This is a genomic window from Candidatus Woesearchaeota archaeon (assembly GCA_030651135.1).
Taxonomy (GTDB): Archaea; Nanobdellota; Nanobdellia; order Woesearchaeales; family JACPBO01; genus JACPBO01.
This window is the reverse complement of sequence record JAUSCS010000006.1, coordinates 87,577-100,568: the sequence shown is the minus strand read 5'-3', so window position 1 is coordinate 100,568 and position 12,992 is coordinate 87,577. Positions and strand designations below refer to the sequence as shown.

The window sequence follows — 12,992 nt, the reverse complement described above, 5'->3', positions numbered from 1 at the left end:
TAATCATCTAATCCAATACACATTATCCTTTTTCCTTTCCTTCAGCTCGGGCTTCTCATCTGCATAGCCGAATACAACTGCGTTGATCACCTTATAACCCTCTGGAATGTTCAATTTCTTTAGGATCTTTTCGCCTTCAATGTGCTTTGCCATTCCAATGAAGCAGCTTGCGATTCCAAGAGAATAAGCAGCAAGCATCATGTTCTGGCTGCATATCCCGCAGTCTGCATAGGACCATCCGCTATGTTCTGTAGCAAGAAGGAATATAAGAACTGGGGCAGAGTAAAATAAAGGATCTTCCATAGTTTTCATCCTTTCCCTTGTAAGCGGTGATGTAGGTAAGATTTTTTTTGTTAAAACATTAGATAAGTCCTTAATAAGGGCTTTATTTGTAATCGCAATAAACTTCCATGGCTGCCTGTTCATTGCAGAAGGGGCATAGCGGCCTGCCTCAATTATTTCATTTATTATGTTTTCAGGGATTTCTTTATTTTTGTACCTTCTTACAGCCCTTCTTTCCTTGATCGCTTTGATGACTTCGTTAGACATGGATAAGGAAAAAACGCCATTTTATTTAAATTTATCTTTGAATTTGTCATATTGCAAAAAAATGTCGTTTTCACGATCGAGCTCCAAGAATTTCACTTTTATTGCCCGGTTAAACAGGCTGTCATCAAGCCCCATTATCTCTTTTAACTTCAATAAAGCTCTTTTTACATGTTTATCATCTTGGTCATAGTAATATGCGGCAATAAGCGAGTTCAGAGCATTGATCATATCCTCTTTTGCAAAGTACATTGAACTAAGAAGAAGATAATTATAGTGTGTTGGAGCTTCTTTAACTGCTTTTTTTGCTTCTTCTAATCCCAGGTCATAATCTCCCTTTTCATGATAATAAAAAGCAATATCTGAATGCCCCTCGCTTGTTAAAGCGCTATCTAATGTTTTTTCCAAATCCGGCTTTAAGTCTTCTTTCGGTATGTTTGCATTAACATTTGTTGTTAATAACAATGATAAAAGATATGCAGCAGCTATTTTTTCGATCATTTTTGCCCTTCTTTTTTCCACACTTCATCAATATCAGTTATAATTTTTTCTATATCTGATTTTTCACAAGCAGATACAGCTAAAGATGTTTCTATTTTTTCATAAGGAAGATTTTTTAAAATATTCAGACAATAAGGCATAATGTCTTCTTTTTTCCTAACTGGCCTCATTCCACTATTGCCGACAGTCAGATAGAATCTATTTTCAGTTTCGTTCCAGCTTATTCCAATTTTCATTATTTTCCACAATGTTTAAATATCAAATAAGGGCACACCTTATTGTGAAAAACCTTTCGTTTATTTTAATGTTCTTATTCTTGGCAAACATATTCATAGTTTCAGCTTTATCTGAAGACAGGATAGTCCAGGAAAGCAGATACCTGACCATAACCCTTCAGCTAAGCTCCACTGTTACTATAATGCCTACATCACTTTCATATTACGTTGACCATGTTTCTGTTCTGCTGCCTTTCATACCCGGAGATGATTATAGGCAGAAAACTCTTAGCCTGATAACAATTCCAGCTGCAACAGAAGAAAATGATTCATTAAAATTTTTGTGGAAAAATCCTGAAAAAACTAATTTGAGCTTTGCGTTTAATTCGCAGATAGAAACAAGCAGCAATTATCTTGAAATAAGGAAAAAGGCAGATTTCCCAATTAAAGCCCTGCCTGAAGATGTCCTTGTTTATACAAAGCCATCAACAAAAATAGACTCAGGTGATCCTGATATAATAAGCCTGGCATCAGGCCTTGCAGAAGGGGAAACTGACCTGTATGTTGTTGTCTATAAGACTGCATCATGGGTTACAAAAAACATAAAGTATGATTTAAGCACATTGACTGCAGATGTCAGCCAGAATGCTTCCTGGGTGCTGAAGAACAGGGAAGGAGTATGCGATGAACTGTCCGTCTTGCTTATTGCAATGCTCCGCTCATTAGGAATCCCTGCAAGATTTGTTTCCGGCATTTCTTACACCAATTCGCCGTTGTTCAAAGAAAGATGGGGATTTCACGGCTGGACTGAAGTTTATTTCCCGGAATACGGGTGGGTTCCTTTTGATCCGACATACGGGCAGTATGGCTACATAGATGCAGGCCATATGAAGCTGAATGCTGCAGTTGATCCTGAAGATGTATCTACAAAATACGAGTCAAGCGGCCGCAATATACAGCTCGAAGCTGGCAAATTAAATGTTGAGGCTTCAATAATTGATTACAGAAGCAAGAATCCGAATTATGTAAGTATTTCTGCAAAAATGCTTTATGACAAAGTCGGCTATGGCTCTTACAATCTTGTTGAGGCAGAAGTTGAAAATTTAATGAGCTATTATGTAACAGAGGCTTTTTTGCTTGCAAGAACTTCAAATATCCAAAATATAACTGCAAGGGAGCAGAAAATATTGCTGAAGCCATTTGAAAAAAAGGCGCTTTACTGGCCAATAAAAGTTGATGAAGACTTGCAGCAGGGCAATGTTTATTTTGAATTTCCCATGCTGGTTTATTCTTCGCAGAACATAAGCACGGAAACAAAATTTAATGCCTATCCGAATGAGTATGCTTATTCTTATGATGAAGTAAACAGCATATTAAAGCAAAAAACAGAAGAGGAAAAAAAGGTTTATTCAAAAATTGTTGCTTTGAACTGCAGCTCTGAAAAAGAAGTTTATCTTGGAGCAGCTGATGTTGACTGCAGAATAAAGAATACAGGCAATATAATACTTGCTGATCTTAATGTATGTGTCAAAGATGACTGCAGAACCCTGAATCTGGGAATAAGCGAGGAAAAAGAAATACTTTTTGAAGTTGTTGTTGATAGAGTTGGAAAAAATACAATAACTGTGGAAGCAAACAATGACGATGTTTCAAAAGCAGCTTATCTGGAGATTATGGGCTTGGACAAGCCTTCTTTATCGATAGATGATCTGGAATATCCTGCAGAGATGAAATTCAATGATATTGCCAATATTTCATTTTTGATAAAGAAAAATTCGCTCTCAAATCCAAAAAATGCTGCAGTAGATTACTGGAGAAATAAGGATCTGCAGAAATGGCAATTAGGAGAGCTTGCAAATGACCAGAAGATCAAGATCGGAGTTAAGGGAGCAGAGCTTTCAAAGGAAAATACGATCAAAATAATAATAACTTATGAGGACAAAGAAGGCAGCAGCTACAGGGAAGAAAAGGAGTTCAAGATAAGGCTTGTGAATCTTACATTGTGGCAGAAGATAAGGATGTTTTTCAGAGATTTATTTTAAATTTTTTTAAATAATAAAAACATTAATAAACAAAACAATAAAACCAGATAATATGGCCAAAGAAAAAACAAAATCAATTCAAAAAGAAAAAACTGAAGGCAATAACATAATCGAAAAACTAATTCCAGACACATCTGTGATAATTGAAGGCTTAGTTTCCCAAAAAATAAACAAAGGCGAAATAAGCCCTGAAACGATCATAATTCATGAAGCGGTTATTGCAGAGCTTGAGCATCAGGCAAACCAGAACAAGGCAATGGGTTTCCTTGGAATTGAAGAGCTTCAGAAGATAAAGGAGCTGTCCTTAAAGCTCGGATTTAAATTAGAGTTCTCCGGAAAGAAGCCAAGCGCAGCAGAGATAAAATACGCTTCTTTGGGAGAGATAGATGCGATGATACGCGATCTTGCCTATGAAGCTGACGGCACTTTGTTCACATCAGATAAGATACAGTCAAGGATTGCTGAAACAAAGAGCATAAAAACAATTTATGTAAAACTTGAGCAGCAGATCAAGAAAATAAGGCTCGAAGGTTATTTTGATGAAACAACAATGTCTGTCCATCTGAGGGAGAATGTGCTGCCTTTTGCGAAAAAGGGAATGCCTGGAAACTGGCAGTTTATTGCAATAGGCGAGAAACTTTTGACAAGGGATGATATCCAGGATATAAGCAGGGAGATAATCGAGGAAGCAGGAATAAGGAAAGACGGCTTTATTGAGATTGAAAGGCCTGGAAGCACAATTGTGCAGCTCGGATTGTTCAGGGTAGTTGTCACAAAGCCGCCATTCTCAGATGGGTGGGAGATAACTGCTGTAAAGCCGGTTAAAAAACTGAATCTTGATGATTATAAAATGAGCGACAAGCTGAAGCAGAGGGTTGCAGAGCAGGCAGAAGGCATTTTGATTGCCGGCGCCCCAGGAATGGGGAAATCAACATTTGCAATGGCGCTTGCAGAATATTACGCATCCCAAAACAAGATAATAAAAACTGTTGAAGCTCCGCGCGACTTGATTCTGCCGGACAATATAACGCAGTATTCGATCTCGCACGGAGATGCCCAGGAAATACATGATGTTCTTTTGCTGTCAAGGCCGGATTATACCATATTTGATGAAATGAGAAATACGAGTGATTTTAAATTGTTCGCTGATTTAAGATTAGCGGGAGTTGGAATGGCAGGTGTTGTGCATGCAACAAATCCCATAGATGCAATACAGAGATTTGTCGGAAGAATTGAGCTCGGAGTCATTCCGCAGATCATTGATACTGTTATTTTCATTAAAAACGGCTTCATAAACAAAGTTTTAGGCCTGCAGATGGTTGTCAAAGTTCCTTCAGGAATGACAGAAGCTGATTTGGCAAGGCCGGTTGTTGTTGTGACAGATTTTGAAACTAAAAAGCTGGAATACGAGCTTTACAGCTATGGAGAGGAAACTGTTGTTGTTCCTGTGCGCGTGCAGTCAAGATCAGCAACGCATGAGCTTGCTGCAAGAACAATAATGCAGGAATTAAGGAGATATGCAGATGATGTTGAAGTGGATATTGTCAGCGAGGGAAAGTGCATTGTCAGAGTTCCTGAGAATAATATTGCACGGATAATCGGCAAGGAAGGAAAAACTATTTCGGAGATTGAGAAAAGGCTTGGGATCAGCATTGATGTGCAGGAATTAGGAGCTAAAAAAGAAACAGGCAATGCAGCGGAGAACACAGAGAAGCGCCAATTGCAGTATGATGTAAGAATAAAAAAGAACATGGTTATTTTCTACCTTGACATCACGATGCAGAACAAGGATGTGGATGTTTATGTCGGCGATGATTTTCTATTGACGGCAAAGGTGGGGAAAACAGGGATCATAAAGATAAAGAAAGACAACAAGATAGGGCAGATCATAATAAACGCAATCAACGGCGGGGAGAAAGTCAAACTAATAGCTTAGCTTCTTCACAAATCGGGCATTCTTTTTCAACAATGTTTTCAAGTTCTTTTTTAATCCTGTCTTTTTCAGGGTGCCCAGGATCAATTAGTCTGTATATTCTCCTCCCTTTGTAATCAGTCCAGTATATTTCGGGGTTGTGCTCTTTGCAGACCTGTAATCTGCTTTTTTTCAATCTTGGATCTTCTTCGTCGACAATTAAGCTCAGGGATTCGAGTACAGAATGGACTGTGTATTCGCCGTCAGCGCGAAGATCAAGTGACCGCTCAACAGCATTCCTCAATGAAACCCCTTTTTCTACATCACATTTAACATCATTAGGCAGAGCATCGCTGATATCTTTCTCTTTGAAGATGTAATCCAAATCCCTTAAGAAAGTTCCATAAAGAGTTGCCCTGTGGAGCTGCAATATGAAAAATCTATCTTTAGTTGTAAGATCAAACAAGCCATATTTTTCATGGCCGACATGCAGCCAAACCTTTCCCGGATTTTTTGAAAATACAAATTCGTGCTCTTTCTTAAAATCATTAAATTGAATAACCTTGTTAGTTTTAAGCATCATATCCCTTTCTGGCTGATTTTTGTGAAGGTACCAGAGCAGATGCTTGATATATTCAAAAGGAACATTGGCGATATACGAGTCTCCGTTTGTTCCGTTGAAAATGTGGAATTGATAAGGCTGTTTTTTTAAATCGATATGGGGCTCAAATTGAATAATATCTTTGCTTTTGAAGGAGCTTCTTGCTTCCATCACAGTTTTAGCAGGGATCCTGATATGTATTGCAGATTCTCTTCCATTATAACGGGCCTCTGCTAGCGTATGCTGTCCCCATTTATTGTAATCAATGTGCATTTGTACATATAGTCTATGACAATAACATTTATATATCTGCTCTTCTTATTTTGTTACAAACATAACAAAAAACTAGCTAAAATGAGAGAATTAGACCAAAGCGAAGTAAAAATTGTGAGAGAACTCATAAAAAATACGAGAATAAGTGATAACCAGATTGCAAAGAAAACAAATGTGCCTGTAATGACTGTGAACAGGAAAAGAAAAAAAATAGAAAAAGAGGGGTTGCTAAACTATTTCACAAGTTTTGATACAGGCGAGCATGGAACTGGAATGTTCAAGGCAAAACAGCTCTATATTGTCAAGTTTAAGTTGGGTGTAACAAGGCAGCAATATCTGGAAAGCGTTGAGTATGACAAAAAATGGATGAGTTTTAATGCAGATTATATCTCGCTGTCTTATCTGGGTGAGAAAGACGGACATTTGGCTTTAATTCTGATTTTAGATGCTGAGACTGAGAGCGAATTAGTAGATGAATTCAGCAACAGAATAATACACCACATCAGAGAAAAAATCGGAGAAGATGCAGTGAAAGAAGTGATAACAACAAGGGTAACAGACACCATAAGAAGGCACCATAATTACCTGCCTTCAATCAATATGAGTGATGGAGTAATGAAGAAAGAATGGCCTGATGAGTGGATATTTGTGGATAAGGCAAGAGCAGAAATCAAAAAAAAGAGAACATGAAAAAATCAATTTCGGTTTGGTTGCTGGGCCTGGTTTTTGCAGTTAGTATGATCAGCGGATGCCAGCAAAAAACCGAAATAGATGGCTCAACCGTTTTAGATGATCCTAGAGCTGAATGCGCAAGAGTCAGCGGCGAATGGAAAATATTCAGCAATGGCTGCATTGATTCATGCTCTCTGGAGAGAAGCAAGGAACCATTGTTTTGCACAACTGCAATGACAGACGGCTGCGACTGCGGAGCAGACAGATGCTGGACTGGGAAGACGTGCGAGGCCAACTGACATCATATAATCGCAAAATATAAATACCAACAGCCATCATAACTTTACTATGCCGAATGGAAACATGATTCCTCCTGGAATGGGGCCTGTAACTGGAATGGCTCCTCCGCCCGGGATGGATCAAAAAAAAGGAAAAGCTGCGCCTAGCGCGCCTTCTGATATGATAATGCAGCTTACGGGAATGAGCAGCAGATTAAGAAGTTTGGAGGAGAGCTACATCAATTTAAGAAAAAAAGTCCAGGTCAGCGACCAAAACATGCTGTCTTCAAACAGGAAATTTGCAGATGAGATTAAAGCAATAAATGCAGATATACTCGATATAAAGCACGAAATAGCAGACGTAAAAGAAAAGATGCTTGAGGTAATAAAAGAGCTGCGGTCCAGCGCAAAAGATGAAGATGTCAGAGTGCTTGAGAAATATATAGAGCTTTGGCAGCCGCTTAATTTTGTTACGAGAAATGAAGTTAAAAAAATTGTAAAAGAGATTTTAGATGCAAATCTAGAACAAAGCAAAGAATAGAAAGTTATTTAAACAAATATTAGTAATGGTATTTATATTTAAAATATATTCAAAAAAAGGTGATAGACAATGCCTCTTTTCGGCAAAAAACCAGCTTCCCAAGCACCGCCACTAATACCTGTTGACCAAGTTCTCAATATGAGGGCGCAAGGGCTTTCAAATGACCAGACAATACAGGCATTGCAGCGAGACGGCTATGCTTCTGACCAGATATTTGACGCAATGTCGCAGGCAGATATAAAGGGGAGCGTAGAAGCTGCCCGGCCTTATCAGATGCCTCCTCTGGAAAATCCCATGTCGCAAGAAATGCAGATGCCGCAGCAGGAATTCATGCAGCAGCCTCAAATGCAGGCTGCAACTGATGTTGAAAGAATAGAGGAACTCGCAGAGGCAATAATTGATGAAAAATGGAACGAGCTTGTAAAGAACATAAACAAAGTCATTGAATGGAAAACAAAGACTGAAGCGAGAATCAACAAATCAGAGCAGGCGATTGATGACCTGAGAAACAACCTTAATACAATCCACCAGACTATAATAGGAAAGGTTGAGGAATACGATAAAAATATCCAGAATGTCGGGGCTGAAGTGAAGGCAATGGACAAAGTGTTCCAGAAAGTGCTGCCTCAGCTGACTGAAAGCATTGGAGAGCTTTCCAGATTAACTGACAAGGCAAAAGAAAAGAGCACTAAGAAATAATTTATCTATTCTCATACCCGCTTAGAAGCCTTATTGTGAATGATGCTATCAGCAGTATAAGTATCAAGCCTAAGATCTTTGGGTGAAACAGCGTTGCCCAGAATGCTCCCTGACCGATTGTGCTGACACTTGTTGCGTTTGTGCCTACTATCATTGATTCGTTTGTTCTTGGCTCAATCAAGCCGCCGCTTGTGAAATACACCCTGCCGAGTGCTCCAAGGATTATTATGGCAGCAATAGTTACTATCCACCATAAAACAACCTTATCTTTTCCGACTATTGTGCTAAGAAGATTCTCATCGCTTACGCCAAAGAATTTGAAAGCCATTATTACGAGCGCTGCGAAAATAAACATCAGGGCAAACCAGGGAACAATTAAATTTATGACTGCAATAACGCCCGATAGCATCAAAGTTATTACCGCAATGCACAATGCCAATATTGCATGTATGCCTTTGTTGTCTCCGAAGAATTTTGTGTACTCTGCGACAGCATAAACAATAATCAGGATGAAAATAAAAGAAAAAATGCTGGAAAAATTCGCCAGCAGGTTAAATCCGGATAAAATATCTGCCATGTTTACTTTCTACTGAACAATTTACCGAATTCTTCAAGTAATCCAGTTCCTTGACTTCGCTCTCCGCTTCTTGTGATGAACCAGATTATGATGCCGAACACAATAAGGACCACAACCAGTGTTTGGGTATTTGGATCTTCCAGCCAGTTGAGCCACCACGGAAGCGAAACTCCTTCCCCCCACCATGCTGCTGCTTTTCCAAAAATCGCAATTACAATTATCAATGCTATGATCACTATTCCGCCTGTGACCCTGCCTGCCCATGTAAACTCAACCCCAAACACACCCATCAGCATAAGCACCATCAATATTGCCACTATAACAACAGCAACATTCGGGATTGACTGGTTTATTATCTGGATAGGATCTGCATTTACAGGATAGCTATCAGTAACGTGCGGTATAACAACAAGCAAGGAAATTATCAATGCTATGATCACATTAAAATTCTGCTTGTCAGTTCCAAGTATCTTTGATTTCTGAAATATCGCAAATATTATTGTGAAGATCAGCAAGAAAGGCAGCAAAACATCAGTTAAGCCCAAATCTTCAAGCCTCATTATAACATCTGCCAAAACGCCACTTACCATTTTAACCTCCTTTATTCCTTCTTTTCCTCTTTTTTCTTCCCGCCGCCCCCTCTTGTTATCAGGGCGATGAAGATAATTATTACAATTATGAAAATTATCGCTGCAACCCAGTCATTCTGCCAGTGATCATTCATCCAATCCCAGAACCATTCGAGCCAGCTTCCTCCCGAGTCCATAGGTATTGCTGCCAGAAAAATCAGTATTATGCCCACTAAAGTCGCAATCATGAATGTTGTTCTCCAGGGGCCTTTCTCAAGAAATACTTTTTCATCTTCGCTGAAGAACGAGCCTATCAAAAGCAGGAATGACAGGATGATGATGAGGAATATTACAACATTGCCCAATGCCTGGTTTATTATTGCTACAAGCTTTGTTGAAGCAATAACAAGGAAAGCAACAACAAAAGACATCATTGCATTGAGGTTTTTCTTCGTGTATTTTGTTCCTCCAACATCTTCTGTTCCGAAAAGCTTTGTTTTTTCAAGAATTGCGAAGACAACTGTAAATACAAGCAGGAAAGGCAGAACTACATCGTAAATGCCTATTTTGTCAAAAAACTCTATTATTCCGCGAAATGTAGAGGTTGCCATATTTAAGTGTCTTACTATTATAGTTCGTATATAAACTTTTCGTTTTTAAAAAGGTTTATAAAGAGGGGAGATTTTATGCATTTTGATATAAAATGCTGAATAAAAAAGAATTTGAAGACATAATTAAAGAACTGAAGAAATTTGATGAAGAAAGAGAGAAGACAATAAGGCAATCCAGAGATATAATACAGCTTTCCAAGCAGATAATTTATGCTGTGCAAAGGGACGATATAAGTTCTGCTGATGCGCTGGTAAAAGAGATAAAGGAAAAAGCAAAGAAACTGCCCTTGAAGTTTTATGATACTGAGATGGATGCTGTTGCAATGCAGGAGCTTGTTGAAGCTGTTGTATTTTATGAGTTTGTTAAGAATAATAAGATGCCTTCACGAAAAGAGCTCGGAGCTGAAACTACAGCTTATCTGATGGGGCTTTGCGATCTGACTGGCGAATTGGTCAGAAAAGCTGTGAAGGACGTGATAAATAAAAGGTATAGCGAAGCTAAGAAAATAAAGGATCTTGTTGATGAAATTTATGGCGAATTCTTGAAGTTTGATTTAAGAAACGGTGATTTAAGGAAAAAGGCAGACCAAATAAAGTGGAACCTTAAAAAGCTGGAAGAAATGGAGTATGATGTTGCAAGAAAATGATTTGCAAAAAGCAGCGTTGAAAATACTTAAAAAATGCATGGGCCTGGCTAAAAAGGATTCCTGCCTGATTGTTTTTGATGAAAATAAGAAAAGCATCGCAGATGCCTTGTTCAAGGCTGCATCAGGAATTTCTAAGGCAAAATTGCTGCAGATCCCGGTTGGAAAGCAGCATGGAGAAGAGCCGCCTTTGCATGCTGCAAAAGAGATGCTGAAGCACAGTATAATAATGATTGCAACAACAAAATCCCTGTCTCATACAAAAGCAAGAAGAAATGCAACTAAAAAAGGAGCAAGGCTTGCTTCAATGCCCGGTATAAATGATGATATGTTTCTAAGAGCAGCTTCTGTTAATTATTCAAAGATTTCTGAAAGAAGCAAAAAGCTGATTTCTTTTTTAAAAAACAAGAAAATTGTGAAAATAAAAACAAAATTGGGAACAAACATTGCATTGAATATAAAAAACAGGCAACTGCACGGGGATGTTGCTGGGCTTTACATTAAAAAAGGGACATGGGGAAATATTCCTGCAGGTGAGGTTTCTTTGTCTCCGAATGAAGGAAAATCAAATGGCGTTTTTATTGTTGACGCTTCTATTTTGGGAAAAGTTGACAAGCCTGTAAGAATAACTGTTAAGAATGGATTTGCTGTGAAGATTGAAGGCGGAAAAACTACATTAAAGCTGAAAAAAGAACTGGAAAAGATTAAAAATAAAAATGCATATAATATCGCTGAACTCGGCATTGGAATGAACGACAAGGCGAAGATCATAGGCAATGTTTTAGAGGATGAAAAAGTTTTTGGGACTGCGCATATTGCATTGGGCAACAATGCGTCATATGGCGGCAAAGTAAATGTGCCTGTACACTTGGATGGGGTTTTTAAGAGGCCAACAATAGAAGTTGATGGAAAAGTCATAATGAAAAATGGCAAATTACTTATATAACAATGTATTTTTAATTTTTGTTTTGATACTTTTTATATTTTTCATTGGCTGTGCTAAAAATAAAATAGAAAATCATGTGGTGAGCAATATGTCGAATGTACTGAACATAGATGGTGTCAAAATTGAGCATCTTGGCCATGCTGGCTTTAAGATAACTGATGGCGATACAATTTATATTGATCCATTTAATGTGAATACAGATGAAAAAGCAGACATTATTCTGATAACGCATGAGCATTATGATCATTGCTCTATAAAAGACATACAGAAGCTTGTTAAGCAGGATACAACAATAGTTACAGTTGCAGACTGCCAGTCAAAGCTGTCCACTGTTGTTTCTGGAATTAAGGGAGTGAAAATTGTAAGGCCCGGAGCAAAGCTGACAATCGGCAATGTTTCTATAGAGACAGTTCCCGCTTATAATGTAAACAAGTTCAGGGCACCAGGGCTGCCGTTTCACCAGAATCAAAACGAATGGGTCGGCTTCATTGTAACAATCAAAGGGAAGAGGATCTATCACGCTGGAGATACTGATCTGATCCCTGAAATGAAAAACATCACAAATATCGATGTCGCATTATTGCCGGTTTCTGGAACTTATGTGATGACCGCAGAGGAAGCGGCAAAGGCTGCTGAGATCATAAATCCGAAGATAGCAGTGCCGATGCATTACGGAGCAATTGTCGGATCTGCAAATGATGCTGAGAAATTCAGGCAGCTGTATAAAGGAGATGTGAGGATTTTGTAAAAATTTTGAAGAAATATTTAAATACCAGTTAGTTTATGTTGAAGATAGAGGTGAACTATTATGCCAAGAAACCTATTTGATTTTGGAACAAGACCTATGAATGTTTGGGAACCTAATTCTAAAAGTAAAAAGAAGTGTCCTTCAACAACGAGAAATAAGATAAGAAAACGTTGGTGGGGAGCTGATAAATATAAGGGAAAATGTTTTTGTTGTGGGGAAAGCCTTAGTTGGTCTCCTGCTGTCCACGTTGGGAGAATTAAGGCTGGAGCATCTGGCGGGACTTATACCCCTGAAAATTCCAGACTTGTTTGTACTGAATGTAATCTAGGGATGTCGAAAACTAACATGAAAGTTTATATGAAAAACATCTATCCCGAAAGATACAAAAAATATTTCCCTAAATCTGAAAGTGAAAGTACAAAGAAATCCAAAACTAGAAAAAGTCCAAGAAAACCTGCAAATCCTTTTGGAATACAACAATCAAATAAAATGCCCCAATTTAGGTTTTAGAAACTAACTCTTGTTCTTCTTTTTGGTCTTCTTCTGGCTCCAAAACTAACTCTCTGACCACTTGAAGTTCTAAAACTAATAGGTCGCTTAGTTTTTGTTCTTTTTCC

General features: G+C 38.3%; 17 protein-coding genes. 10 read left to right on the top strand and 7 right to left on the bottom strand.

Annotation, left to right across the window (positions count from 1 at the left end; genetic code table 11):
- Nucleotides 1-3: 3 nt before the first annotated feature.
- From Q7J54_00770 to Q7J54_00760, 3 genes are read right to left on the bottom strand one after another with little or no spacing between them, the layout of a single operon-like run.
- Complete coding sequence (locus Q7J54_00770) at nucleotides 4-549, bottom strand: nitroreductase (protein ID MDO8740089.1); 546 nt, start codon at nucleotides 547-549, stop codon at nucleotides 4-6.
- A 21-nt stretch (nucleotides 550-570) separates the two neighbouring features.
- Nucleotides 571-1,047, bottom strand: a complete 477-nt coding sequence (locus tag Q7J54_00765) for a hypothetical protein (protein MDO8740088.1) — start codon at nucleotides 1,045-1,047, stop codon at nucleotides 571-573.
- Complete coding sequence (locus Q7J54_00760; protein ID MDO8740087.1) at nucleotides 1,044-1,283, bottom strand: hypothetical protein; 240 nt, start codon at nucleotides 1,281-1,283, stop codon at nucleotides 1,044-1,046. The genes Q7J54_00765 and Q7J54_00760 overlap by 4 nt, the downstream gene beginning before the upstream one ends.
- 44 nt (nucleotides 1,284-1,327) lie before the next feature.
- Between Q7J54_00760 and Q7J54_00755 the strand changes: the two genes are divergently transcribed.
- The gene (locus Q7J54_00755) at nucleotides 1,328-3,304 is read left to right on the top strand and encodes a transglutaminase domain-containing protein (GenBank protein ID MDO8740086.1); all 1,977 of its coding nucleotides are present in this window, start codon (nucleotides 1,328-1,330) and stop codon (nucleotides 3,302-3,304) included.
- A 52-nt stretch (nucleotides 3,305-3,356) separates the two neighbouring features.
- Nucleotides 3,357-5,240 (top strand): PINc/VapC family ATPase, encoded by a 1,884-nt coding sequence (locus tag Q7J54_00750; GenBank protein ID MDO8740085.1) that lies wholly within the window; start codon nucleotides 3,357-3,359, stop codon nucleotides 5,238-5,240.
- On the opposite strand, the gene Q7J54_00745 is transcribed toward Q7J54_00750, so the two are convergent.
- Entirely contained in the window at nucleotides 5,224-6,090 is an 867-nt protein-coding gene (locus tag Q7J54_00745; protein MDO8740084.1) for a hypothetical protein, read from the bottom strand. The two genes, Q7J54_00750 and Q7J54_00745, sit on opposite strands and share 17 nt — an antisense overlap.
- A gap of 81 nt (nucleotides 6,091-6,171) precedes the next feature.
- On the opposite strand from Q7J54_00745, the gene Q7J54_00740 reads away from it, so the two are divergent.
- The 4 genes from Q7J54_00740 (at nucleotide 6,172) to Q7J54_00725 (ending at nucleotide 8,280) form a co-directional block, all read left to right on the top strand.
- Complete coding sequence (locus Q7J54_00740) at nucleotides 6,172-6,780, top strand: Lrp/AsnC family transcriptional regulator (GenBank protein MDO8740083.1); 609 nt, start codon at nucleotides 6,172-6,174, stop codon at nucleotides 6,778-6,780.
- Nucleotides 6,777-7,061 (top strand): hypothetical protein, encoded by a 285-nt coding sequence (locus Q7J54_00735; GenBank protein ID MDO8740082.1) that lies wholly within the window; start codon nucleotides 6,777-6,779, stop codon nucleotides 7,059-7,061. Before Q7J54_00740 ends, Q7J54_00735 begins: the two co-directional genes overlap by 4 nt.
- 49 nt (nucleotides 7,062-7,110) lie before the next feature.
- On the top strand, nucleotides 7,111-7,581 hold the full coding sequence (locus tag Q7J54_00730; GenBank protein ID MDO8740081.1) for a hypothetical protein: 471 nt from the start codon (nucleotides 7,111-7,113) through the stop codon (nucleotides 7,579-7,581).
- Between the two features lie 69 nt (nucleotides 7,582-7,650).
- Nucleotides 7,651-8,280 (top strand): hypothetical protein, encoded by a 630-nt coding sequence (locus tag Q7J54_00725; GenBank protein MDO8740080.1) that lies wholly within the window; start codon nucleotides 7,651-7,653, stop codon nucleotides 8,278-8,280.
- 1 nt (nucleotide 8,281) lies between these two features.
- On the opposite strand, the gene Q7J54_00720 is transcribed toward Q7J54_00725, so the two are convergent.
- Genes Q7J54_00720 through Q7J54_00710 form a run of 3 tightly spaced genes read right to left on the bottom strand, consistent with a single transcriptional unit; the run spans nucleotide 8,282 to nucleotide 10,037 of the window.
- Nucleotides 8,282-8,857, bottom strand: a complete 576-nt coding sequence (locus tag Q7J54_00720) for a hypothetical protein (GenBank protein ID MDO8740079.1) — start codon at nucleotides 8,855-8,857, stop codon at nucleotides 8,282-8,284.
- 2 nt (nucleotides 8,858-8,859) lie between these two features.
- Nucleotides 8,860-9,447 (bottom strand): hypothetical protein, encoded by a 588-nt coding sequence (locus Q7J54_00715; GenBank protein ID MDO8740078.1) that lies wholly within the window; start codon nucleotides 9,445-9,447, stop codon nucleotides 8,860-8,862.
- Between the two features lie 11 nt (nucleotides 9,448-9,458).
- Nucleotides 9,459-10,037 carry a hypothetical protein gene (locus Q7J54_00710; protein MDO8740077.1) on the bottom strand — a complete coding sequence of 193 codons (579 nt, stop codon included), beginning with the start codon at nucleotides 10,035-10,037 and terminating at the stop codon, nucleotides 9,459-9,461.
- Nucleotides 10,038-10,129: 92 nt separating this feature from the next.
- Here Q7J54_00710 and Q7J54_00705 point away from each other — a divergent pair, with 92 nt between their 5' ends.
- The 4 genes from Q7J54_00705 (at nucleotide 10,130) to Q7J54_00690 (ending at nucleotide 12,885) form a co-directional block, all read left to right on the top strand.
- Nucleotides 10,130-10,684 carry a hypothetical protein gene (locus Q7J54_00705; GenBank protein ID MDO8740076.1) on the top strand — a complete coding sequence of 185 codons (555 nt, stop codon included), beginning with the start codon at nucleotides 10,130-10,132 and terminating at the stop codon, nucleotides 10,682-10,684.
- Nucleotides 10,665-11,627 (top strand): aminopeptidase, encoded by a 963-nt coding sequence (locus Q7J54_00700; GenBank protein MDO8740075.1) that lies wholly within the window; start codon nucleotides 10,665-10,667, stop codon nucleotides 11,625-11,627. Before Q7J54_00705 ends, Q7J54_00700 begins: the two co-directional genes overlap by 20 nt.
- An 88-nt stretch (nucleotides 11,628-11,715) precedes the next feature.
- The gene (locus tag Q7J54_00695; protein ID MDO8740074.1) at nucleotides 11,716-12,375 is read left to right on the top strand and encodes an MBL fold metallo-hydrolase; all 660 of its coding nucleotides are present in this window, start codon (nucleotides 11,716-11,718) and stop codon (nucleotides 12,373-12,375) included.
- Between the two features lie 60 nt (nucleotides 12,376-12,435).
- Nucleotides 12,436-12,885: an HNH endonuclease signature motif containing protein gene (locus Q7J54_00690; GenBank protein MDO8740073.1), complete on the top strand. Its 450-nt coding sequence runs from the start codon at nucleotides 12,436-12,438 to the stop codon at nucleotides 12,883-12,885.
- Nucleotides 12,886-12,992: the final 107 nt, after the last annotated feature.